Source organism: Pedobacter borealis DSM 19626 (assembly GCF_000708285.2).
Classification (GTDB): domain Bacteria; phylum Bacteroidota; class Bacteroidia; order Sphingobacteriales; family Sphingobacteriaceae; genus Pedobacter; species Pedobacter borealis.
This window is the reverse complement of the sequence record NZ_JAUG01000015.1, coordinates 1-22,601: the sequence shown is the minus strand read 5'-3', so window position 1 is coordinate 22,601 and position 22,601 is coordinate 1. Positions and strand designations below refer to the sequence as shown.

Below are 22,601 nucleotides of genomic sequence, written 5' to 3'. Positions count from 1 at the left end.
ACGGTTAATGGTTTATATTCTAATTTAGATTGAGATGCTGCTGAAACCAGTTATCTAAATCGGCGATATTAGTTACGCCATTTCTAACTGCATATGCGCTAGGGCTATAAGACTCATTGATAAACACAATTTCTTTATCATTGCATATTTGTTGAATTGTAGCCATGAATCCGCTAAAACCATTGTTCCCAAGATTCCGCTCTTTTGGGCTTACATTTAATGGCGTTACGATTCTAGTATTGCCAATAGTGTGAATTACTTTCTTTATTGTTGTAGTGTTCCGTAAGGTCGTAATTATACTGCTATTATATTCTCTTACAAGCTGTAGCTGACGGCTATTAGTTTTATTAACAAATATTTTGCTGTCTGAGAAATTGGTAAAAATATGGTCGTTGATATAGTCTTGAACAGCTTGTACGCTATTTCCTATAACATCAATACGATTTATTACGTCTAGAAAACAAAACCTATTTTGCATCACGTCAAGCTTTCTCTGGTTCCCAAAGATGGCATCAAAGAAATATTCTTCATCATATCCCATGATGATAGCAATCCTTTTCCAAAAATAATTGCTTCGTCTTCCATAATAATAGTCGACAATATTGCCATTTGCATTGAAAGGGTTGAAAGAGCCTAATATTAAGGTTTGAGGATTTACGATCTGCTCTGGAGTCGTCCAGTTGTTTTGGATCGCTTGATGATTGATAACAGGCATAAAATTGAGATGTTAATTAGTTGCTTTTATTTAAGTATAATAAAATAATAATAATAAAACAAGAGAAATGTGAAGTATTTTAGCGTACCGACATGCGTATGGAACGAGGGTCGTTGCAGTAAAGTTCGCAGAACGATGCAACGATATGTTTTATGCAATAAAACACGATGCTTGGCGAGATTATTGAATTGTAAATTCATGTGCGGTAAATCCTCAATAATCATGACAAGCTGAAGCCTGAGTGACTGCGCAGGTACGCTGAACTGGGAAAGCGGTTATATTTATCCAGGATACAAGCGAAGCAAATCCTAGATAAATATAAGTGAGCTTTCATGAAGCACTCCGCTTGCTCAAAAGAAAAACCATGACAGAGTGCCGCGATGGCGTGTTGTTTTTCATGAGCTTAGACAGTGCGTAATACCTTTCTCCCTGATCGGGTTTGTAGTGCCCCAACCGATGCACCACTGACTAAAAGTAATACCAGAAACTTAAAAGAATGCTGATCGTTGCCATAGCACAAAATTCAATGACTAAAGGAATCCATTCCTCACTTAAGCCACTTTTTGAGTGAATGGATTACTGTTAGGAATGATTAAATGTTGATAAAATCAAGCCAAATAATACAATCGGTTTCGTATTTTTAGCTTTATGGATACCAGTAAAGATTACGTGATTTCCTTATTGAAGGATAAGTATGATTATGAGCAAAAGCGTAAAGACGACTTCGAAACCTCTCTGGGCATTCCAATCACAATTCTTTCTGCTCTTTTTGCAGGAGCATATTTCGTAGTTAGTGATTCAGCGTTGCAGGGTATTAATTGTTCCTTTGTAACGATAAAGTGGATATTAATAGTTTTGTTGCTTGTGTTTTTAGTCGCAACATTGGTACTTCTATTTATTGTTTACTTTGGATTTAAAAGATATTATTGCACCTTTCCAGATAGTGATACCGTTTATAATACCGACTTTAAAGCATTAGAAGCATATACAAAAGAGCATTTTGCTGATTCGTATGAAGAAAGTCTCTTGGATAATTTAAAGGATAAAGTAATTCACTGGTATTTGGATTGTAATAACAATAACACAACTGTTAATGATAGGCGTGGTATTGCATTATATTATGCAAAGCTTGCCATTTGTATTTCGTTGAGTATCGGTCTATCATTACTAATCTTAATATCTATAATTAAATCAATTTAAAATGGCTAAAACGCAGTCTCCACCACCGCCACCTCCATCTCCAGTAAGAAGAGAGAAACAGGAACAATTTCCTATTAAAACGAAATAACAAGCAAGAGCCACATCGATGTGGCTCTTGCTCATTTAAATCGGCTAATGGACTTTAATTAGTTTGGTTATTGGTAAGTTCATCTAAGATTTTATCAATAAGATTATGCAGCATAAGGTCGTATTCTGCCGATGTAAAACTTGATACTTTAGCAATCCCATTATGTTTGTAATGGTGGACATTATCACGCCTGTGCCTCCTCCAGTACTTATTCTTTTCAGCCATATAATTCATGTTAAGCATTTGCCATGCATCTTTGCGTGATAATGTTTCAAGATGAATGTTCCGTTCCTCATATAGAACTTTGATTTGATTTCTCAGTTCTTCCTCATGGTATTTTGCTTCATAAACCTGTACGGTTTCATCTAAATCGAGGTTTGGTAAGGATGACTCGTTTAGTTTCGTTTGTCTTAATTTATATAGTATAAACCAGATAATAATCGCCATTGGTATAATATATAGTAAGTTGCTCATGTAGTTGTTAATTTTTACTGGCTAATCCGACCTATGTTTCTTGATTTACTTGCCTTTACTAAATCAGCATATAAATCCACAATCCTCGGAGTATTATTCTTTTCTCCGCGTAAGCCACTATTTGGAGGGAGGAATGGATTTAGGATGCTTCTTATCTTCAAAAACCTCCCTAAATATGGCTGAAATGCTTAAGAAGAACCAAGAATAGGTCACTAATGGTTAATCCTTGCCCTTGTTTTGTGTAACACCTAAATAAATCATCCCAACTATACTTCCTATAACTATTATGGGGACAGTGATGGGTTTTAGTGCTTCTAAAGTAAGTGCAATGAACAAAATAAATGCACCAATTATGATGCAGACTAATATTCCTTTCATGTTTAGCCTAGTTAACTTTTATCACTTCAACACCATTTTCTTTCTTCTGACTTGGATATACTTTCACGGGTTTATCCCCTTCAGTCTTTGGAGCCAAACTGTTTTCTTTTAAACGTAAATTACCATCCTTATCTTGAATCATATCGGCAGGCATTACATAATTTGTTTTAACAATAGGCTTCTCTTCTTTTTTCTCTTCCTGACATGAGCATAAATATAATGCACTCAGTAAAGTAATTGCTGTTAGGTTCAATTTCATTGTTTGATTATTTAGATAAGTAAAAGTAATAAATACTTAGTTATTGCTAAGTATGGGTGTCTAAATTAATTTATTCTTTAGCATGTGGCTAAAGAGGCAGTAAAATCAGAGATAGAATTGTTTGTAATCAGTAAAGCGAAAGCTTTAAGGGAACAGGCAAATCTTAGTCAATCTGAGCTTGCTTTTAAGCTGGATGTCTCTAACGGCTTCATAGGTCAGGTTGAAAGCCTAAATTCTCCATCCAAGTACAACTTAGACCATATTGATAAACTTGCTGTAATATTCAACTGCTCTCCTAAAGATTTTCTTCCAGAAACCACCGTAAATAAATAAGGCGCATTTCTGCACCTTATTACTTAGTATTAATTACAGATGTACTTCTTTTCTATAGTGTAATTATTTCCTGTACTTGTAGTTACTGTTACCTTAATGATATTACCGTTATCATCTTTTGTGTAACTGAATGATTGAGTAACGTTACCGTTTGTAGTTTTCGTTGGTAGATTAGCTGATAGCTTACCCAGATATGCTTTTATAGGGCTTAAAAGTATCAATGGTATATCTGTATCAACCTCGTTCATGTAGAAGTTTGCCTTTGCTGTTTCAGTGCCATATTCTATGGTTATCTTCTTGTTTCCGTTTTCAACTGAAGTTAGGTTGCCATTAGTATAGAAATACTTCTCTGTTTGTAAAATTAAACTTCCCTGTAGAATCTGCTTCTGTATCAAGTAACCATCTGAATTATAAGTTAGAGCATTATTAATGTTAGATCCATCGAAAATGGTCGTTGCCCTATCGTGGTTATCAAGGTTATAGGTTTTCGTTGAACTTCCACTTCTGCTTACTTTAACATCGGTTGCACTATAAGTATAAGTTTCTGTGGCTAAATTGTCTTTAGCGGTTGCTATTTTACCATTACTATTATACGTGTAGCTATATGTAGCGGCATCGTTAGACGATTTATAATCACTTTGGGTAAGTTGGCAATTCTTTGCAGGAGGTTGTACCTGTTCTTCTTCTGTGGTAGATTTTTTGCATGAAGCAAATGTCAGCGTTACGGCTGAAAGCGTTAAGATTAGAGTTTTTCTCATCTGATTAATTTTGTCCGATAGTCTCAGATCGGTTGTTGGGTTTCATTAAGGCAAGACTGCTCCTAAGATATTTAAAAAGCTAATCCTGAATTTACGGGAATCCGTAGTGGGAGTATTTCTGTGGACATCATTGGAACCTCAATGTTTTTGGTTTATATCGATAGTTCCAACTCGATGTTTATTAAATACAAAAGCGTGGAACTGTAGCCAATCCGCGCTTGAGGCCCTGAGAAGCCAACACAACAGACTGGAACAGCCCACGCTCTTGCATGGACGTTCGCACATCTGTCCTTGTTGTGTTTGTAATTTCTCAGGTTTCAAGCACAAGAACAATAAGCTAACGCTTTATTTCTTTATGGTGTAATTAAGTTTATTTCTGTTTCTTATCGATGAATTTTAACTGTGGTAAAGATAATAACAGGTTTTAAATAAAGCGCATTACTGCGCTCTATTTTTACGATTCTAGCTTATCAACTGTAGCAATTGAAACATAGTTGTTTTCTCCTTCTGCAACTCTCCTGTAAAAGAAATTGTGGTGCTGATCTGCCTCTCGGAAGTTTACCCTTAGTGCATATTCGATTCCACCTGTATTATCATTTGATTGGGTTAGTTCATATGCTTTACGAAGGAAAATATTCGTTAAGCCTGAGCCAAAACGCTCCAATGCTTCTGCACCTAAGTCTATAAATATGAATGATCGGCCATCCTTGCTATTTGAAAGGGTAATGTTCCAGAAGTAATTTAGGTGCTCTGAAATCATGTTGCTTTTGTATTCGTTCTTCACATGGTCAACCGTTGCATAGGTTCTGTATTTGGCTAGGTCGAATTTTCTTAATTGTTCTGTAGCAGCATCAACGATTAAATTGTATGCTTTTTGTACTTCTGAGTTTACCAATACTTGTTGCTCGTTTATAACAACAAATTGTGTTTTCGGCTGAGCCGCTTTCTGTGTTCTTGCTTTTGCTTGCATCTTAATAGAATTTTAAATGTAAAACTTGGTTAAATAGAAAATGCCTCCGTTTGGAAGCATCTATGTTGAATTGATATATAAATGGAAATACACCGTGTTTAGGCGGTGTATTGTGTTATTGTCGATATTGATGTAGTGGTATTGCTAAGGATATTTATTCGAATTTACCCTGTTTAGATCCCTTTAGAAGTAAAATGTCGATGGGGTTTAATGGTGAATTTTGGTAAATGGTAAATCGGAATCCATCAGTTTTTAAATCTAAATTGGTGGTTTTAGATAGGCTTGTTGTTCGCCTTTTAGGCTAGATTTTTCAATGGCAAAGTTGGAAATCGATGTATCTCCCCTTAGAGCAAGGTGCGGGGGTTTGATATGTTACACCCAGTAAATGCGGTGTACAGAGCTCAATTTAAGTGGCTAGTTGAAATTATAAAAAAAATATTTTTAAATGGGAAGCTAGGTTTATTGCTTAGGCGATTTCTAGAACAAACGTACAGTTTCTAAATCTGGTCATATAGATTAACCTTTTTAACAAAACTGTACGTTATCAAAATCCTAGTTTAAAGTTCCATCCTCGAATTTAGTAATAATATATCCTCTTATATCTTTTCCTAATTCATTCTTGCCCATCCAAGCCTTTTTATTAGAGGGATTGAATTTGGCAAACTTTCTTAAGTAGTCTAGACTGGGGGTAATTCCGTGAATATTGTTATCCTTAAATCCAACCTTCAAAAGTGCAGTCATTTTATTTCCGGTATATGCTTTACCTATTTGGAAATTCTGCTGGATATAGGTCATCATTCCGAAGTGGTCGACCTGCTTTTTCTGTTTAATTAGTAGATGCTGTATTTGATAGATATTGAAATTTACCAGCTCCGAGTTGTCAATACCATATTTGTTTATTATTGCCATTTGCTCTGGAAAGTCTAACTGAAAGCTTGTGATCTCCATTGTATATCCAAATTCTGTAATTAGGTTCATTCGTTTTCTAGTGTGTAGATCTGTCAGACTATCGGCAACTATTTCATTTAAGCTTTTTAAGCGGATATTTTTCTTATTAGCCTTTTTACGATCCTTATCAGTAAAAGAATACGATTCTTCAGCATAGTTATTGTCGATTTTAAAGTGAGAGCACTCTGAGTAAGCATCTTTCAACTTATTGGCGTTTTGATATATGCCTTTTACTCTTTCCTCAAATATTAAGTTGTCAATCATATCATAGTTTCTCTCTAAACTATATTTCTTTAAGTATTTAGCATAGTCAATTCTCTTAAGTACTTGACTGAGTACGTCTTTTGCAGCCGCTGTAGTAGCAGATTCATGATACCGATGAACTGCCTTGAACACAATATGGCACTCTGCAAGGTATTTTTTAACCTCTGCTTCAGACATCGATATCAATTCAGGATCAACATTCGAAATGTGCACAAGGTTTCTTGTAAACGGGTGTTCTTTCGTTTCCCTAAATCGACCCTGAATTTGTATGGCTTCTGTAAATGGATCTAGCATGGAGTGTTGTGCGGAAACAATATCGGTAATCAAGATGATTGTTGGGTTGCATTGGAAGAGGTCGTAATCAATATCAACAGCAGAAAAGAACCTAGAAGTAAAGAAGTTATATTTTTTAAATGCAGTTATTTCTGTTTTGACATCAGAATCTTTATATCCATTGATTCGAAGCTTTCTTCGGCTTTTCTCTGCGCAAAAGACCATGCTTTCATTCTTTATTTTAAGCTTAGTAATTACTTCGTGAATTGTATCGGTTGTATTAAAGAATATAAAGTACTTATCATTTGGATTTTCATCTATAAACTTTTTGGTCGTCGTTAGCACATTATTGGTGCAAATTAGTTGCATACTCTGTGCGTAGGTAAAGCTGGGTTGAATTTTATGTACAGTGAATTTGTTTAACTCAAATCTGGGGTCACTTGGTACTATAGGTGTAGCTGAAACAAAAGCCTTATGCTCAAATCGGAAGAAGTCGTCCATTGGTAGAGCAATATCTGTACGGTAACTGATATCTTGAATGATTTTCTCACACTCGTCAAATAAAAGAAAGAAGTCTGTATAAATTTCGAACCTTGAATCTTCAAGTGCTTCCTTAACTTTCCAGAATGATTCTGGCGTAACGATTAATTTCTTGTATTCGATATTGTTTTCTAGATATGCCAGTATATCATCCGTTGTTACTCCTTCGAATATGCCGCATACTAACTTGCCAAACTGTTTCTTTTTCCCCTTAATTACTGGAACATTTGGCTCGACAATTATGCTGTGTCGAGGGAACTCAATTTCGCACCTTGTTGCTCCACAACCAGGCAATTCTTTGAATAGGATAATGTTGCTAGGTATTCCCTTGGACTTGAAAGGCTCAATTTCATTTAGATATTGACCTTTATTAATTTTATATATTTTGATTCTCTTATTTTTCATAATCTAAAGGCAATAGAATTCCTATGCGTTGCCTGTCGCATGTTTTAAATTGTTATTAAAGTTTTTGTTGAGTAGGGGAAGCGATTGCTCCCCCTTGTGAATTGTTAATCTCTGGTTTCAGAGAAATTTACTCCTGCTTCTGATAGTAACAATTCGAAGTCGACTTCAAAATTGATGCCCTGTACTTGATAGTCAATCAAGAACGCTAGAATCCCTTCATCATGAGGAAGAGGTAGTCTTCGTTTACCGTTCTTCAATTCAAAATGTACCCAGATGTTAAACTCTTGAGTTTTGAAGTCCATTTTCGGTTCTGGACTGTTTGAGATTTTACATCTCATGTTAATGTATTTAAACATTTCTTCAACATGTTTAAACTGTAATTCTGATAAGTGCTCCGCATAATTACAGAATTCTCCTTTTGAACAGTAACCATTCACATTATGTTCGGTAAAGAACAGGTTTGTAGGGTTTACGTTAGCAACGCCGGTTGCTTTCTTGAATTTTTTATATAGTGACATTGTGTTTGTGTCGGTTTTTTTAGTGGCTATTAACCTCCGACACTGCAATGATCAGAATACCTTAAAAGCCACAGAAAATTACCTTTTTAGAAATCTGTGTCAACTGATAATCAGGCTATTAAATTTTATTTATAAATGGAGTAAATGTGAGATTATAGAATTCAACCTCTTTATCTTTTAGATCTTGCCTTAGGAACGAACGTATAAGCTTGGCCTTATCACGGTCTGATTTTGATACTGGAATATCGTTTTCAATTTTGATGTCGATAACTCCAAATAAAAGAAAGAGGGTATATATTAAAACCGCTTGGGATTGCGTAACCTCAATGTCTTTTTCTTGCAGAGTGGTTTCGGCTTTTAAATAGGCTAAGATTTTTTGCGTTGCATATCTTCCAAATAACCATCTAGCTCTGTAATCTGGAAATGGCTGTTGTAGATATTCTAGGATTTCGTCGGTTAAATCGTCATTCCAACCACTTGGATGCGAATCTGTAATATGATAGTAGAGATAGCTTATATCTTGTATTTGCTTAATTCTATTTTTCAATATTACTTTTATCAATTGCTTGTTTTCATCTAAACCATTGACCGTTACACCCATTCCTCGCACATCATAAGGTACTTCACTTTTACCAACCTTTTTAAGTTCTCTCAGCTTGATCTTAGTCTCCAGTATTTCATCAGTAGATAATTGCGCTTTCAGAACCTTAAGATCTGTAATTAGGCTTTTTAATTCCGCATTTAAATTAATCCCGTTTATTGCATCATCAGACGAAAAGTGGGCTTGGTAATAGCCCCACTCAACATCATTCATATTTCTAAGTAATACAAATAGGTTTTGTAAGTGACTTTCTTCGATTTGTACTTTATGGGTAACTTTCCCAATGTTGAAATCGTTTGTTATATATGCTTCCTCACCATCGATTTTATAAAGTAATCTGATATTTGCTGTTGCATTTATGATGTTAGATTTATTAGGATTTAGCAAAGACCTTGTACCATCATGATATTTTGCAATAATATTGAGGTCTGCATTGATATTGCCTATTTCTTCTATAACAAATGTGTATTCCATCGTGGTGAATCTGAGCCTTAAAGTTAGCACTTAGCCTTTAACTTCATAAAGTAATATCGAATGCAAGTAAATTTATAGGTCTTATGGTGGTTTAGGTATGCATTTTCATGGTTAAATCTGGGCATCAGATGAGGCAAAATGATTATAACTTACAATAGTTGTTCCTTTAAATCATGGAGTTGTGTTTGCATGAATTTTAACCAGAAAAAAAATAGAGAAGTAGTAACACTTCTCTAAGGTGTGGTAATTATGCTATAAATCAAGTGTCGGCATAACAGCTTTTAAATCATCATTTTTAATTGCTGCCAAGCCACGAAGATATTTTAAGGTAACTATCATATCGGAATGTCCAAGTAATTGTTGGAGAATGTGCAAGTCTTTCGTTTTATTATAAACCTGTACGGCAGCGGTGTGTCTGAATGAATAGATCGTTTGATTCTTTTGAATTAAACCACGCATATACATTTCCTTAAACTGCCTTGTCCAAGCGGTACTAAAATAATATTCATTTGGGATCTCAATTGTCCGAGTAAATAGACTTTCATTTAATGTTAATCCATCAATTATGGGTAACAGCTCCTTTCTCAAATAATCTGGGATATAGACAATTCTTATTCTTTTCCCTTTGTTCTCTGTGCCAGATAGGTGTATTTCTGTACAATCATTTTTAACATGGCTCATTCTCAAGCTTCTAACCTCGTGGTGTGGCCTGAGAAAAGTTGCGTAAGTTATTAGGCAGCATATATACAAATTATGATGATTTTCTTTCAAGTAACTCAGTATGGGTTTAACTTGCTCTTCTTCGTAAACTTTGTGAAGTTTAGCACTGGATTTCATCTTCTCGCTGTCTTGTATGACGTATACTTTCTGTTTAAGCTGTTTGTTAATTGTTGAGAAAAGAACTCCTAAATCTCTTCGCTTATTCATGTAATAGGTGCCTGAACTGGAGAATTGTGAAAGAAAATCCTCAACCCTATTAAGGGTAATATCTTCGATCTTCCCTATTAGTTCTTTCTCGGTTAGAAAATTAGTAAACTGGGTGTGTATAGTCTTTAGATTTATTTTGTATTTCCTATTGATATTGGATTTCAGTTTCTTAAATAGCGCTTGTTCTAGATACTCTTTGGCTGTGATAAAAGATTCTTCAACAGGAGTTTTAACAATGGTGCTAATGGTTGTGATTGGATAATAACCGTTCTCTAATGCTTTTGTGAATTCATACTCCAACCTTTTTAATAGGTCGTTCCTTTCTTTTACAGTCTGAGCTGTATTTGGCTTTAAATCGATATTTATAGAGTCTCCATTGTATTCTCTAATTCTTTTCCCTAGGTAATAAAAGGTAATGTAGCTTCTCGATTTTAAGTCTTTTGTTGTCACAATTCTTGGCAATGTATTCTTCATTTTTGGCGCACTTTGGCGCACTCTGCCTAAATTTCCTTCTCTTTTGTTATAATTCCATTATAGAAATTACCTCAACCTTTGAAATCATTTTGTCATAACCTATTGATTATAAATACGGTTAATCTTTCTAATCTCCCCTCTTTTCTCCTATATTTATCCACCAGACTTCTTAGCTCAGTTGGTAGAGCAACAGACTCTTAATCTGTGGGTCCAGGGTTCGAACCCCTGAGGGGTCACAATATCACTTATTGTATTTGAACGAAATATAAAATCAATCGTTTATGAACGATACTTTGACAAAAGATTCTTCGGCTGATTTGCCGGAAGATACTGCCACTCGTTATGAGCAGTTTTTCGGCCCATTATTCTTTGAACCCTATGCTATAGAAGTTGCAAAACGAATTCACTCCATCCCTTTTTCTGTAGTGCTCGAAATTGCGGCAGGGACGGGTCGTGTTACCCGCCATATTCGGGAGCATATTCCATACTCAGCAAAGCTGATCGCTTCAGATATTAGTGAAGAGATGTTGGCCGTAGCCAAAAAGACATTGAGCCACCTTGATATTGACTGGCAAAATATTGATGCCCAGTAACTTCCTTTTAGCGATAATAGTATAGATTTGGTGGTTTGTTGCTTCGGGTATATGTTTGTTCCTGATAAACCGAAAGCATTTGCAGAGGCTTATCGGGTTTTAAAACCGGGTGGCCTGTTTTTATTTACCACCTGGGATAAGCTGGAAAATAATGCGGCATCTTATTCTGCCAGATCTATTGCAATGAAATATTTAGAACAACCCTTGCCCGAATCGCATAATCTTGCAACCTCGATGAATAATGAAGCGCTTATAACTCCATTATTAAAGGATGCCAGCTTTGCAAAAATATCAATTGAAAAAGTAAAACTTTTTTCTGTATGTCCAACCGCAAAAGAAGCTGCATGCGGTTTGGTAGAGTGGGGACCTGTTTATGAGGAGATCAAAAAACAGAATCCTGACTGTATAGACGAGATAAAAAGTAAGGTGGAAAAAGAACTTGCTGAAAAATTCGGAGCTGCTCCTATGATCGCTCCAATAAGTGCTGTATTCAGTCAGGCGTGGAAATAATAAGAACACAATAGAATTATTTCCCTCAAATCTTCTGTAAATTGGTCTAGAACATTGTAATTCTGGCTTGCTCAAATGCTTTTCTATCGTTCAACAAAGGACTACTGCTGTTTTACGCTATCAGCATTCATTATAATCGAGTACTTTCACTAGCACAAGTCTTAGTGACTAGGAAGTGGGTTGGATGACTTGTGCATTCTTAGTATTTAGTTCGGCAAGTTTTTTAATAAGAAATTGATCTTACCAATTTAATGAAAGCACAAGTCTAGCCTTTGCTTGGGCCGGGCGCTAAGACTTGCGCTAGAATAGGTATTGAATTTGTCAATGACATGTCCATATTTTAGGAGTTTTCGAGACTAGATGTCTTGAAAAGTGTTGAATTCAAGTAGTCGAATTGTAATATTAATGTTATAATTGAAGAAAAAAGATTTTCAAATAAATTTTTACAGAGTGAATATAAGCGCATTAGGCGCAATAACCTCAACTTTACATCAAGAAGACTATCCTGTCAAAGAAAGTCTCTTTAGAACTATCAATAATTGATTTATCGACACAATTAATACCACCATCATCTCCACCACCTAGAATAACACCATCATTAATATGTTCATCACTATCAAGTCCTACATTATAACTTCATTACATTGAACTCTTATGTTTTTAGCAAAAATGGTATAACTTTGGCAACTATCTAAATAATTAATGCTCCATATAATTGGGTTTCCAATTATGTTTACTTACAAGTTGAAGGAAGAAAATATAATATGACAACCATTTCTCATAATCAAGAATTCGATCAATTATTTGAATTCTCACAGATCTTTGAAGATTTCCAATCTTCTAGGAAGTCTATTAAAAAGTATTCAGGTCTTTTAGGCTTAACTGCGTCTATGCCTTTCCAAATTTTATCATTAGGCATAACACTAAGAATTAATTCAATCAGGTTGAATAAAACCTTAAAAATCATTATCGCAGATTTTCATCGAGCAGATGAACGCGGAAAAATGAAAATGGAAGCGAGAATTCTTAGGACTTTAAAAACATTAGAGAGCAAATTAATTCCGGTAATATCCAAGCTAGAAAAGAGAAACTTCCCTTTTACTAAGTTCTTTGTAAAATCAGCTTTGGGATACCTCAATAGAATCAGGTCAATTAGCGATATGATGACATCTATTGTCTATCCAGAAAGAATGGACCCAGCAAAAGATCCTGTTTTATTCGAACGCTTAAAACAATCTTATAAAAACATTGACTTATCTGACTGGAAAAGCGAGTCAAATTCTATTTACGACACTCTCTATCCTAATAATGCCTGCGTATAAAAGAGGAGATGTTTTATTAGTTTATTTTCCATTTTCAGACGATCCAAATCAAAGCAAGTTAAGACCGGCTGTATTACTTGAAGATTCTATTGACGACCATATAGTTGTTAAGTGTACCAAAACTGATGTTTCTAAATATGGACCATGTATAAAGGTTAATAAAGGATCGTCAGAATACGAAGATATGGGGTTATGGGAACCAACCTACATCAGTATTACAGAAACTGCAGAACTTAAAAAGCATGATATCCATAGTTATTTAGGTGAATGTCCAGAGAGTCTTATTGATAAGATCGATGAACTTTGCGAAAAACATAAAAAAGGGAATTAGGGGCCATTTTTATCTGCGGTGAAATATACCTTTTAATTCATGAGATTTTTTCCTAAGGTTGTTTAGTTAGGGCTTCAAGATCGAAAAACAGCAAAGGCAACCAATAAATTCTTGTATCCCAGTGATCCTAAAATAGAAAATAATCTCCTTCGGCATAATCTTTAATTAAAACATCGAACTGTGAGTAATTTTCCATTTGTTTTAAAAGTTCACTATATGCATCTGCGTCTAAAAATCCATGTATTTTTGTCCAGATATCTAGGTAAATAATAGAATTTTTATTGTAAGAATAATAATAAGTTAGTCGTTGTGCTAGTAACTTTAATTTGGGAGACATAGCGATATTTTTGTCTGTTCTGAGTAATGCATCAATAACATTGTTAAACATTAAAAACCTTAAGTCGTTAACTTCGGCGATCCTACTGTTTATCTGTGTCAGGAGCCATTCTTTGACAATTTCTAAATCTTGAATCTCTAAATATTCTGAAAGTCTTTGATATAAATATCTAATGTATTTAATTGCTTTTACTTCGCTGCCAGATTCAATTTCTTGCATTAATTCTTTTGTTAATTGCAGGAAAATATTAGAATCCATTGAACTGGACAAAAGTTCGGCATATTTCGATGCCCCCTGTACCAGTTGTGGACCTCTGTTGCCTAGGTCATCACTGATTAGGGTTTGAAATAACTTGTTCTTTTCTGTTTTGTTTAGTTTATTGGTTATTTTAATGAATAATCCATCTGGCAATCCATCATTTGTCAATTTATTAAATATTTCGCTGGCGGAACGGCCTTTCTCTGAAAGAGATTTAATTTCAATTTCCTTAAGAATCAATTTCAGTGCAGAAAAGGAAAGTGAGGCTGTATCATAATCAAATTTTTCTTTGAGTCTGACCTCCCTTCCAGGGTGAATGAGATTTCGATACCCTTGTATTCCAGAAGAAAAATTTTTATGATTATCGTCAATCAACTTTTCATTATTTGCCCTTTCAATGAGATTTCCTAAAGTCTCACGGTGTAGCTTCGCTAAATCATTAGCGGATGAAATTTTAGCAGAAAAAAAATCAATCAAAACTGCTTCGAGAATACTTCCAGAAAGAATTAAAAAAGATTTAGATGCTTTGTTGTCAAAACAATTTTGAAGCTCAGTATAATCTCTTTTGAGCATTTCTTTAATTTGCTCATCATTTACAAAATCAAAAGTCATTATTTGTCGCGTTAAGTTTGTCAATATAATCATTTGCCAATAGGACTTAAAATAGTATTTTGCGATTTACCTCGAATAATGGAATTATTTAAACTCAAAACAATTGATGGCTTTCCGACATCTGACCAAGAGGAATTTCTCCAATTAGGCCTAAAACGTTATAAGGAATTAAGTAAAGAACTGTTAAATAACAAAGGCCTAAGTGAAGAACAGAAATTTTTCTACATTAAAGAATTGGTTTCGGTTTACAGTGAAATGGAAGCCTATCCCCCTTTAAAAAATTTACTCAAGGATTCCCCAACGAATCATCCTATTTTAACCTTCCAACCATTGTTTAAAGCTGTAAGACATATTCTTGCACACTTTCCTTTTTTTTCTAGATGGGACGACTTCTACTTTAACCAAGATATGGTAAACTGTATGAATTCACCAGGTAAAACAATTCATAAGTATTTCTTAGCAGCAGAAAAACATTCTGAATTCTTTTTTAGATTTAAAGATATTGATAATGGAGAAGAATTGAACGGCAAAATAATGGCACCAGTAGGATATGATTCAAATAAAAACATTAAGCTTACAGATATTTTGTCATTAGATGATGCTATTTCATTGATCATAGGATATTCACATATGATTTTATCAACAGTTATCGATGGTCAAACGTTGACAGTCTTCGACGCTTAAATTAAATTGTGGTGGAAAGCCTCCCCTCCGTAGTGTTCAGCGCAGCGTCACTACGGAGTAACACGGAAGATCAAGTTATGAACACGCAATTACGCTGCTAAAGCCCAAAGAACAGATTAGTATCTGGTTTTGTGTAGCTATTTGTTATGCATGCATTATAAATCTGTTATCTTTGCAGCTTTTATCAATTATCAGCATTCATAAACATATTCATGGGCAAAAACAGCATAGGCTCTACCATTTCGTATTTCTTTTTAGGCGAGTACTTTTCTGATGCCCTGCGCACCACCATTACCGTGGTATTGCCCATTATTTTATTCTTTTACCTAGGTAATCCTGAAGCGGCAAAAGGAATAGGGGTTGGTGCTTTATTGATCAGTTTAACTGATTTGCCGGATAACCGACTGAACAAACTGAAAACAGCGCTATCAAGTATTATTGTCTTTTTTGCCACTACACTGGTGGTTTCATCCGTTTTAGATCATGTTTACCTCCCCGCGGTGGTTGTGGTGATTGCAGCTTTCAGCTTTTCGATGTTTGCCGTATACGGGCAGAAACTCTCGCTGATTGGTACCATGGCACTGATTGTGTGTACTTTTGTGATGGGGCTTCACCCTGAACGACCGCTGTATTTTAGCAGTTATATCCTGATTGGTGGGGTTTGGTATTATATCATCAGTTTAATCCAGATTTTAATCCGCCCTTACCGTTCGCTTCACCACGCCATTTTCGAATGTTTGATGAGCAGCGCAATGTTCTTGAAGGCTAAAGCCAAGAATTACGATGTGGATGAACCACTCGATCTGCAACAAAAGGAAGCCATAAAACTGCACATTAAGGTTAACCAGAAGCATGAGCTGATCAGGAACCTGTTGCTTACCGATAAGTACGCCATGAACCCCAATAACCCCAAAGGCCAACTCTTATTGGAACGGGCGAGGTTGCTGATCGATTTGTATGAGCAGTTGAATGCCGTACATTATGATTATGCTTTAGTGCGCAAAACGCTGGCAACGGGTCCGAGTTTAAAACTGATTGCCAACCTGATTGGATTGCTGGCGAAAGAGCTTGAACAGTTGGGCAGGCATGTTCGGTCGGCTAAGGCTTATAAGGGAGAAGTGGCCACCAATATCGAATATTACCAAAAACGCGTATTGCTGTTGCAGGAAATGGAACGTTTAGACGAAACCCAGCGTAGAATCGTATTGAAAGTGGTGTCGAACATGAACGATATTGTGCGCATTATCGAAATGATTAGGGGCAATGAACGCACGCCCGAGAAACACTTACAAGAACTGAGCGGATCTATTTCTTATCCCTTGTTTGTTACCGGCGATCGCTTTTCGATCAGGGAGCACCTTACCTTAAAATCGCCAATCTTTAGGTTTTCGTTGCGCTTGGCCATCTGTTTTCTGTTTGGTTTCCTGCTCATTTGGCAATTGGAACCGAGTAAATACAGTTACTGGCTTTTTCTTACACTTGTTATTGTGGCAAGGCCCAAATTTTCGATTACCTGGAAACGCAATTTACAACGTTTAAAGGGAAGCCTTGGCGGGGTTGCCCTCGGATTGATCATCATCTATTTTGTGAAGAGTCCGGCGGTGCTGCTTTCTTTTTCGGTGATTTTTCTGTTGGGTTTCTATGCCTTTAACCGTTTAAATTATACAATAAGTGTATTGTTTATTACCCCTGCGGTAATTTTAACGCTGGGTAGTTACCAAGGGCATTTCGACCATATTGTACACGACAGGATTATATTTACCGTGCTGGGTTGTGTAATTGCCATTTTTGCCACTTATCTTTTCCCCATTTGGGACAGCTGCCAGTTGAAAGAGAAAATAAGCAAAGCCACAAAAGATAGTTTGCACTATTTGCAGGTGGCGATAGAAAGGAAGGAAAACCTGGGCGAGAATATTCCGCGCATGGCCAGAAAAAATGCCAACCTGAGTTTATCTGCATTAAGCGAAGCGATTGAGTCGGCCAGTCAGGAACCGATGCGTAAACACATCGATTTTAATGGTTTGTATGGCGTACAGTCAACCATTTACCAGATCAATGCGATTATTACTTCTATATACCTTTCGCTTAATCATAAGCCCGAACAGGCCGATCCGCTGTTAGTTAAGCAGATTATAAGTAACCTTAGTCATGAAAATGTGTCAGAAAGTGATGCTAGGCCTCATGTTGATGCAATAGATGTTGATCATGATGACCATTCTACCAAACAGAAACTGGCACATATTGCGGCTTTATCATTAGAATTTAACAGGTTTAGTGCTGGTTTTAGAGGCTAAATTTATTGTTTGTCAGTCTGTCCAAAGGACTCCTACGGAGAGCGGAGTCGAAGACCCTGTCAATGGTCAACTTTTGATTGTATTTATCATAAAAAGATCCTTCGACTACGCTCAGGATGACAGACCGAGGGAAGCAGCCTGATGATGACCATTCTACCAAACAGAAACTGGCACATATTGCGGCTTTATCATTAGAATTTAATAGGATCAGTGTTGGTTTTAGGGGCTAACAGATAGTTTTATTTGATTTTTTAGAAAATGAAAGGGCTTGGGTTTTGGCGGATTGTAGTCCTGCTTTTCATTACAAGTCCGCTCCCGATGAAAAATCGGAATTGCGGGCTTTCCATTCCAATCAGGTTTATTCACAAAGTTTAGTGTTGGTTTTAGGGGCTAAATTTATTGTTTGTCAGTCTGTCCAAAGGACTCCTACGGAGAGCGGAGTCGAAGACCCTGTAAATCGTCCAATTTTGATTGTAATTATCATAAAAGATCCTTCGACTACGCTCAGGATGACAGATTCTAAAAATCAGCATCAGCGGGAAACTCTTTTATACTAATCATAGCAAATTGTTCGTTAATAACCTTCAACAGGCTTAGTTTGAAATAGGCGGATGCCTGCAAGGAGAATCCTTTGAACGATTTTTATTAAAAAGCTTCATTTCAGGGTTGTTAAGCATTCTTATTAAAAATTAAATGGATTGATTATTAGTGTTTTATTATTCTTTTAGTTAATTAGTGTTAATTATTACGAACTGCCTTTATCCTACTTCGCTGCAATTAAGAATTGGGCCATCAGCCCTGGTTTTCCAAAAGAAAGCTTTTATTATGATCGGGCGATAACGAGCCGTTGTTTAGAGTGCCACGCATCTTATGTAGCTATTAAAATCACACAAAAATCTACTTTTTCAAAAGATGAGGAAATGGAAAAGGGCGCTATTATTTATGGGATAGATTGTGAACGTTGCCACGGACCAGGCAAACAGCATGTTGTTTTTCATATGGAGAACCCTGAAGAAAAGACAGCAAAATTTATCACATTGTATAAAACACTTACCCGAAAACAAAAGATGGATGTTTGCGCTGTTTGTCATTCGGGCAATACTTTGGTGGCACAGCGATCTGTATTCGGTTTCCAGCCCGGCGACGATTTAGAGGCTTATTATTCGCAGGATTTTACAGGTTTTGGCGGTGGTAATATTGATGTACACGGTAACCAAAGTGCCATGCTAGAGGGCAGTAATTGTTATCGGAAAAGTGAAAACATGACTTGTCAATCGTGCCACAATACACACGAAAATATTAAAGGGAACTTAAGCCTTTATTCGCAGCGCTGTATCAATTGCCACAAGAGTACCAGCCATAGCAAAGCCACTTTAGCTAAAGGATCGCTCCGTACCAATTGTATCGACTGCCATATGCCTAAAGAATCTTCAAAACTGATCACCTTTCAACAGGCGGGTAAAGATCATTTGAGTCCGTACCGGTTACGCTCACACCATATTGCCATTTATCCCGTTATTAATAAGTAAAACCCAAACTTTAAAAATTAGATAGTAGCCAATATGCTCATAAAACACTACTTAGCTTTATTTTTCCTCCTTTTTCTCTCAACCCCTATTTTTGCTCAAAAGAAATTTACCCTTAGCGGCACCATCCGCGATGCAGGTACAGGCGAAACTTTAATCGGTGCTACAGTAAGGATTACCGGGGCTTCTACCGCAGCAACTCTAACCAATAATTATGGTTATTTTGCTTTAACACAGTCCGAAGGTACCTATACTGTGGCCGTAAGTTATACGGGTTATGCATCCATTGTTAAAACCATCAATTTAACTAAAGATACCAAGCTGAACGAGGAATTAAAAAGTGCAAACGATTTGGATGAAGTAACAGTAAGTGCCAATAACCGTAAAAACGAAAACGTTAAAAGTGCGCAAATGGGTTTGGAAAGGATCGATATGAAATCGCTTAATTCTATACCTGTACTGCTCGGTGAAAAGGATATCTTAAAAACCATCCAGCTGTTACCAGGCGTAAAATCGGGTGGTGAGGGGAATACAGGTTTCTATGTGCGCGGTGGTGCTGCCGATCAGAATTTAATTGTTCTGGATGAAGCGGTGGTATATAACTCCTCTCATTTGCTTGGCTTTTTCTCTACTTTTAATGCTGATGCAATTAAGGATGTAAGTTTATACAAAGGTGGTATGCCTGCTCAGTACGGCGGCCGTTTATCGTCGGTTTTAGATGTTAAAATGGACGATGGGAACAATAAGGAATTTAAATTTCAGGGTGGGATCGGATTGATTGCCTCGCGCGTAAAAGCAGAAGGGCCGATTGTAAAAGACAGGGGTTCTTTTATGGTGAGTTTCCGCAGAACGTATATCGATCTGTTTTTAAGGTCTTCGCCCGATTCGACCGTAAATGGGAGTACCTTAAATTTTTATGATATTAATGCAAAGGCAAATTATAAGATCAATGATAAAAACACCATTTATATTTCCGGCTATTTTGGCAAGGATAATATCGGCGTTAAAGACCTGTTCGAAAACAACTGGGGCAATGTAACCACCACCATCCGGTTAAACCATATTTTTAGCGATCGTTTGTTTTCGAATACCTCGTTAATTTACAACAACTATAATTATACCGTTCGCTTATTAAATGATGCGACCAACTTTAAAGCAACCTCATTGGTTCGGGATTTTAACTTTAAAGAAGATTTTCAGTATTTCAGCAACAAGCATATACTTCGTTTTGGTATCAATGCCACACAGCACCGTATTTCGCCGATTGATATTGATAGCGATGAAGCATCGCAGGTAAATTCGCTTACGCAGGAGAGGCGTTATGGCATAGAATCTGCAGCTTACATTTCTGACGAATGGGCCGTAAACGAACATTTAAACTTTTTATATGGTGTACGTTTGGCTGCTTTTTCTTTAATGGGCCCCGGTAATTTTAGCACCTATGATGCTGATGGGAATACCCTGTCGACAGAAAATGTAGCCAAGGGAAAATTCCATAAAAACTACTTTAACCTGGAGCCACGTTTTTCGGTGAGCTATCTGTTTAACGAAGAAAATTCGATCAAGGCTTCTTATAACCGGAATACCCAGAACGTCCATATTTTAACCAACGCTACTTCCAGCTCACCAACCGATCAGTATGTGTTGAGCAGTACCAATATTAAACCCGAAATTGCCGATCAGGTGGCTTTGGGGTATTTCAAAAACATTCAGGATAACAATTACGAACTCTCGGGAGAAATTTATTATAAGTGGCTCCAGAATCAGATCGACTATAAAAATGCGGCCGAATTATTGGCTAACCCAAATGTAGAATCAGAACTTTTATATGGAGTAGGCAGGGCTTACGGAATGGAACTGTTTTTTAAGAAAAAATTTGGTAAGCTGAACGGTTGGGTGGGATATACCTTATCGCGTACTGAACGTAAATTTACAGAGCTTAATGATGGTAAATATTTTCCGGCAAGACAAGATCGTACACATGATATTTCGGTAGTGGGCATTTACAACATGACCAAGCGGTGGACTTTCTCCTCGAGCTTTATTTATAGCACTGGTAATGCCGTTACTTATCCGGCAGGGAAATATACTATAGGTGGCCAGGCTGCTTATTATTATACGCAAAGAAATGCAGGTCGAATGCCTTACAATATGCGTTGGGATGTAAGTGCAACTTTAGAGGGGAAAGTGAGGAAGAAATACCAATCGAGCTGGAATTTTGGAATCTATAATTTATTGGCCCGAAAAAATCCTTATGCCATTGAATTTATTACTGATCCTGATCATCCAGGCAAAACAGCTGCCCAGCAAACTTCGTTGTTCGGTCTTATCCCATCAATTACCTGGAACTTTAAATTTTAAAAGCATGAAAAAACTGATTATATACTTTTCGCTGTTCACTTTCTGTTTTACAGGTTGCAAGAAAATTATTCAAATTGAAACCGAAAATGCCGATCCTCAGCTCGTAATTGAAGGTGTAATTAACGATTCGCTGATCGATCAGCAGATTAAGATCAGCAAAACCATCGGTTATACCGAAGCCAATATTTTTCCGAAAGTTTCAGGAGCAGGCGTAACTGTAACCGATAATAAGGGGAATGCTTATGTTTTTAAAGAAGGTACAACACCAGGAACTTATATCAATAAAATGAAAGGCCTGCCGAGTGTCACCTATAATTTAACCGTTACTGCCGAAGGACAAACTTACACCGCCAGTTCAAAAATGCCCAATGTGGTTAAAATGGATTCGATAGGGGTGATTAAAAACTTTTTCTTTGGCCGCGAACGTAAAACTGCTGCTGTATTTTTAAAAGACCCGGTCAACGAAACCAATTTTTACCATTTTAACCTTTATGTAAATGATATTTTATCGGAACGTTTCTATGTAAACAACGATCGTTTAACAAACGGAAACGACTTAAGGATTCAGCTATTTTTTAAACCACCTACTAACGACCACGACAGTGATGAGTTGAATTCGAACGATAAGATTAAAATAGAAATGGAGTGTATCGATTCGAATATTTTCGATTATTGGTATGCTTTAAGTCAGCAATCGAACCGGGGTCCAAACCAGGGTACAACTCCTGCTAATCCAACTTCTAATATCTCTAACCAGGCATTGGGCTATTTTAGTGCCAATACTTACCAGGTGTTATCAGCAACTGTGAAATAGTACCCATAAGTCAATTCGTATTATCCAAAACACCTTAGAATTTTTAGTGTTAAATAAAACATGAAAGTATTTATAAGTGGCAACATTGCTTCAGTTGGCATAAAAGAACTGGAAGCATACTGCGCTAACGCCCGAAACTAAGGGTAAATTTACGTTTGATGTTTTTAAACAGATGAAACCCAAATCGATTTTTATTAATAACCTGAGTTCGATAATTATTTGCTGAAAATTATATCTTATTTACGCCTAATCCCGCTTTATCGTCCTGCTGAATTTATTTCAGCATCTTTTTAGCGTGAAAGACCCTGAAATAAATTCAGGGTGACGACCGTCTTAACAGAAAACTTGATTAAAACGCCA

20 protein-coding genes, 1 tRNA gene and 1 pseudogene are annotated in these 22,601 nt (G+C 36.4%); 11 read left to right on the top strand and 11 right to left on the bottom strand.

Annotated elements, in window-relative coordinates:
- Positions 1-19: 19 nt before the first annotated feature.
- Positions 20-715, bottom strand: coding sequence for a hypothetical protein (locus AW17_RS06315; RefSeq protein WP_029275279.1), 696 nt, complete (start codon positions 713-715; stop codon positions 20-22).
- Between the two features lie 648 nt (positions 716-1,363).
- Between AW17_RS06315 and AW17_RS06310 the strand changes: the two genes are divergently transcribed.
- Positions 1,364-1,915 carry a hypothetical protein gene (locus AW17_RS06310; protein WP_029275278.1) on the top strand — a complete coding sequence of 184 codons (552 nt, stop codon included), beginning with the start codon at positions 1,364-1,366 and terminating at the stop codon, positions 1,913-1,915.
- Between the two features lie 142 nt (positions 1,916-2,057).
- Here AW17_RS06310 and AW17_RS06305 read toward each other — a convergent pair whose 3' ends face one another.
- The 3 genes from AW17_RS06305 to AW17_RS06300 form a co-directional block, all read right to left on the bottom strand.
- Positions 2,058-2,477, bottom strand: coding sequence for a hypothetical protein (locus AW17_RS06305; RefSeq protein ID WP_029275277.1), 420 nt, complete (start codon positions 2,475-2,477; stop codon positions 2,058-2,060).
- Positions 2,478-2,696: 219 nt separating this feature from the next.
- Positions 2,697-2,855 (bottom strand): hypothetical protein, encoded by a 159-nt coding sequence (locus AW17_RS24090; protein ID WP_157280223.1) that lies wholly within the window; start codon positions 2,853-2,855, stop codon positions 2,697-2,699.
- A gap of 7 nt (positions 2,856-2,862) precedes the next feature.
- Positions 2,863-3,114, bottom strand: coding sequence for a hypothetical protein (locus tag AW17_RS06300; RefSeq protein WP_029275276.1), 252 nt, complete (start codon positions 3,112-3,114; stop codon positions 2,863-2,865).
- Positions 3,115-3,198: 84 nt separating this feature from the next.
- On the opposite strand from AW17_RS06300, the gene AW17_RS06295 reads away from it, so the two are divergent.
- Positions 3,199-3,447, top strand: coding sequence for a helix-turn-helix domain-containing protein (locus AW17_RS06295; protein WP_029275275.1), 249 nt, complete (start codon positions 3,199-3,201; stop codon positions 3,445-3,447).
- Positions 3,448-3,476: 29 nt separating this feature from the next.
- Here the strand turns inward: AW17_RS06295 and AW17_RS06290 are convergent, their stop codons facing one another.
- From AW17_RS06290 to AW17_RS06265, 6 genes are all read right to left on the bottom strand, one after another.
- Complete coding sequence (locus AW17_RS06290) at positions 3,477-4,205, bottom strand: hypothetical protein (RefSeq protein WP_029275274.1); 729 nt, start codon at positions 4,203-4,205, stop codon at positions 3,477-3,479.
- Between the two features lie 454 nt (positions 4,206-4,659).
- The gene (locus AW17_RS06285; RefSeq protein ID WP_029275273.1) at positions 4,660-5,175 is read right to left on the bottom strand and encodes a hypothetical protein; all 516 of its coding nucleotides are present in this window, start codon (positions 5,173-5,175) and stop codon (positions 4,660-4,662) included.
- Between the two features lie 552 nt (positions 5,176-5,727).
- Positions 5,728-7,605 (bottom strand): hypothetical protein, encoded by a 1,878-nt coding sequence (locus AW17_RS06280; RefSeq protein WP_051691664.1) that lies wholly within the window; start codon positions 7,603-7,605, stop codon positions 5,728-5,730.
- Between the two features lie 104 nt (positions 7,606-7,709).
- Positions 7,710-8,123, bottom strand: coding sequence for a hypothetical protein (locus AW17_RS06275; protein WP_029275271.1), 414 nt, complete (start codon positions 8,121-8,123; stop codon positions 7,710-7,712).
- Between the two features lie 118 nt (positions 8,124-8,241).
- Positions 8,242-9,198: a hypothetical protein gene (locus AW17_RS06270; protein ID WP_029275270.1), complete on the bottom strand. Its 957-nt coding sequence runs from the start codon at positions 9,196-9,198 to the stop codon at positions 8,242-8,244.
- Positions 9,199-9,450: 252 nt separating this feature from the next.
- Positions 9,451-10,599, bottom strand: coding sequence for a tyrosine-type recombinase/integrase (locus tag AW17_RS06265; RefSeq protein ID WP_029275269.1), 1,149 nt, complete (start codon positions 10,597-10,599; stop codon positions 9,451-9,453).
- Positions 10,600-10,762: 163 nt separating this feature from the next.
- On the opposite strand from AW17_RS06265, the gene AW17_RS06260 reads away from it, so the two are divergent.
- The 4 genes and pseudogenes from AW17_RS06260 (at position 10,763) to AW17_RS06240 (ending at position 13,355) form a co-directional block, all read left to right on the top strand.
- A tRNA-Lys gene (locus tag AW17_RS06260) sits at positions 10,763-10,835 on the top strand.
- A gap of 45 nt (positions 10,836-10,880) precedes the next feature.
- Positions 10,881-11,702 (top strand): annotated as a pseudogene (locus AW17_RS24840) (class I SAM-dependent methyltransferase).
- A 764-nt stretch (positions 11,703-12,466) separates the two neighbouring features.
- Positions 12,467-13,024, top strand: a complete 558-nt coding sequence (locus AW17_RS06245) for a hypothetical protein (protein WP_029275268.1) — start codon at positions 12,467-12,469, stop codon at positions 13,022-13,024.
- Entirely contained in the window at positions 13,011-13,355 is a 345-nt protein-coding gene (locus AW17_RS06240) for a type II toxin-antitoxin system PemK/MazF family toxin (RefSeq protein ID WP_029275267.1), read from the top strand. Before AW17_RS06245 ends, AW17_RS06240 begins: the two co-directional genes overlap by 14 nt.
- A gap of 127 nt (positions 13,356-13,482) precedes the next feature.
- Here AW17_RS06240 and AW17_RS06235 read toward each other — a convergent pair whose 3' ends face one another.
- Positions 13,483-14,562, bottom strand: a complete 1,080-nt coding sequence (locus AW17_RS06235; protein WP_029275266.1) for a hypothetical protein — start codon at positions 14,560-14,562, stop codon at positions 13,483-13,485.
- A gap of 78 nt (positions 14,563-14,640) precedes the next feature.
- Here AW17_RS06235 and AW17_RS06230 point away from each other — a divergent pair, with 78 nt between their 5' ends.
- The 5 genes from AW17_RS06230 to AW17_RS06210 all read left to right on the top strand — a co-directional run bounded on the left by AW17_RS06230 (position 14,641) and on the right by AW17_RS06210 (position 22,241).
- Positions 14,641-15,246, top strand: coding sequence for a hypothetical protein (locus AW17_RS06230; protein WP_029275265.1), 606 nt, complete (start codon positions 14,641-14,643; stop codon positions 15,244-15,246).
- A 212-nt stretch (positions 15,247-15,458) separates the two neighbouring features.
- Positions 15,459-17,540, top strand: a complete 2,082-nt coding sequence (locus AW17_RS06225) for an FUSC family protein (protein WP_029275264.1) — start codon at positions 15,459-15,461, stop codon at positions 17,538-17,540.
- Between the two features lie 731 nt (positions 17,541-18,271).
- A complete protein-coding gene (locus AW17_RS06220) occupies positions 18,272-19,069 on the top strand; it encodes a multiheme c-type cytochrome (RefSeq protein WP_083488636.1) in 798 nt (265 codons plus the stop codon).
- 33 nt (positions 19,070-19,102) lie between these two features.
- Entirely contained in the window at positions 19,103-21,427 is a 2,325-nt protein-coding gene (locus AW17_RS06215) for a TonB-dependent receptor (RefSeq protein ID WP_029275261.1), read from the top strand.
- A 4-nt stretch (positions 21,428-21,431) separates the two neighbouring features.
- Complete coding sequence (locus AW17_RS06210; protein ID WP_029275260.1) at positions 21,432-22,241, top strand: DUF4249 domain-containing protein; 810 nt, start codon at positions 21,432-21,434, stop codon at positions 22,239-22,241.
- Positions 22,242-22,601 lie beyond the last annotated feature (360 nt).

Excerpts from the sequence above, each read along its gene's own strand:
- AW17_RS06315 (WP_029275279.1), bottom strand. The coding sequence starts at position 715 with ATGCCTGTTATCAATCATCAAGCGATCCAAAACAACTGGACGACTCCA.
- AW17_RS06310 (WP_029275278.1), top strand. The coding sequence starts at position 1,364 with ATGGATACCAGTAAAGATTACGTGATTTCCTTATTGAAGGATAAGTAT.
- AW17_RS06305 (WP_029275277.1), bottom strand. The coding sequence starts at position 2,477 with ATGAGCAACTTACTATATATTATACCAATGGCGATTATTATCTGGTTT.
- AW17_RS24090 (WP_157280223.1), bottom strand. The coding sequence starts at position 2,855 with ATGAAAGGAATATTAGTCTGCATCATAATTGGTGCATTTATTTTGTTC.
- AW17_RS06300 (WP_029275276.1), bottom strand. The coding sequence starts at position 3,114 with ATGAAATTGAACCTAACAGCAATTACTTTACTGAGTGCATTATATTTA.
- AW17_RS06290 (WP_029275274.1), bottom strand. The coding sequence starts at position 4,205 with ATGAGAAAAACTCTAATCTTAACGCTTTCAGCCGTAACGCTGACATTT.
- AW17_RS06285 (WP_029275273.1), bottom strand. The coding sequence starts at position 5,175 with ATGCAAGCAAAAGCAAGAACACAGAAAGCGGCTCAGCCGAAAACACAA.
- AW17_RS06280 (WP_051691664.1), bottom strand. The coding sequence starts at position 7,605 with ATGAAAAATAAGAGAATCAAAATATATAAAATTAATAAAGGTCAATAT.
- AW17_RS06275 (WP_029275271.1), bottom strand. The coding sequence starts at position 8,123 with ATGTCACTATATAAAAAATTCAAGAAAGCAACCGGCGTTGCTAACGTA.
- AW17_RS06270 (WP_029275270.1), bottom strand. The coding sequence starts at position 9,198 with ATGGAATACACATTTGTTATAGAAGAAATAGGCAATATCAATGCAGAC.
- AW17_RS06265 (WP_029275269.1), bottom strand. The coding sequence starts at position 10,599 with ATGAAGAATACATTGCCAAGAATTGTGACAACAAAAGACTTAAAATCG.
- AW17_RS06245 (WP_029275268.1), top strand. The coding sequence starts at position 12,467 with ATGACAACCATTTCTCATAATCAAGAATTCGATCAATTATTTGAATTC.
- AW17_RS06240 (WP_029275267.1), top strand. The coding sequence starts at position 13,011 with ATGCCTGCGTATAAAAGAGGAGATGTTTTATTAGTTTATTTTCCATTT.
- AW17_RS06235 (WP_029275266.1), bottom strand. The coding sequence starts at position 14,562 with ATGACTTTTGATTTTGTAAATGATGAGCAAATTAAAGAAATGCTCAAA.
- AW17_RS06230 (WP_029275265.1), top strand. The coding sequence starts at position 14,641 with ATGGAATTATTTAAACTCAAAACAATTGATGGCTTTCCGACATCTGAC.
- AW17_RS06225 (WP_029275264.1), top strand. The coding sequence starts at position 15,459 with ATGGGCAAAAACAGCATAGGCTCTACCATTTCGTATTTCTTTTTAGGC.
- AW17_RS06215 (WP_029275261.1), top strand. The coding sequence starts at position 19,103 with ATGCTCATAAAACACTACTTAGCTTTATTTTTCCTCCTTTTTCTCTCA.
- AW17_RS06210 (WP_029275260.1), top strand. The coding sequence starts at position 21,432 with ATGAAAAAACTGATTATATACTTTTCGCTGTTCACTTTCTGTTTTACA.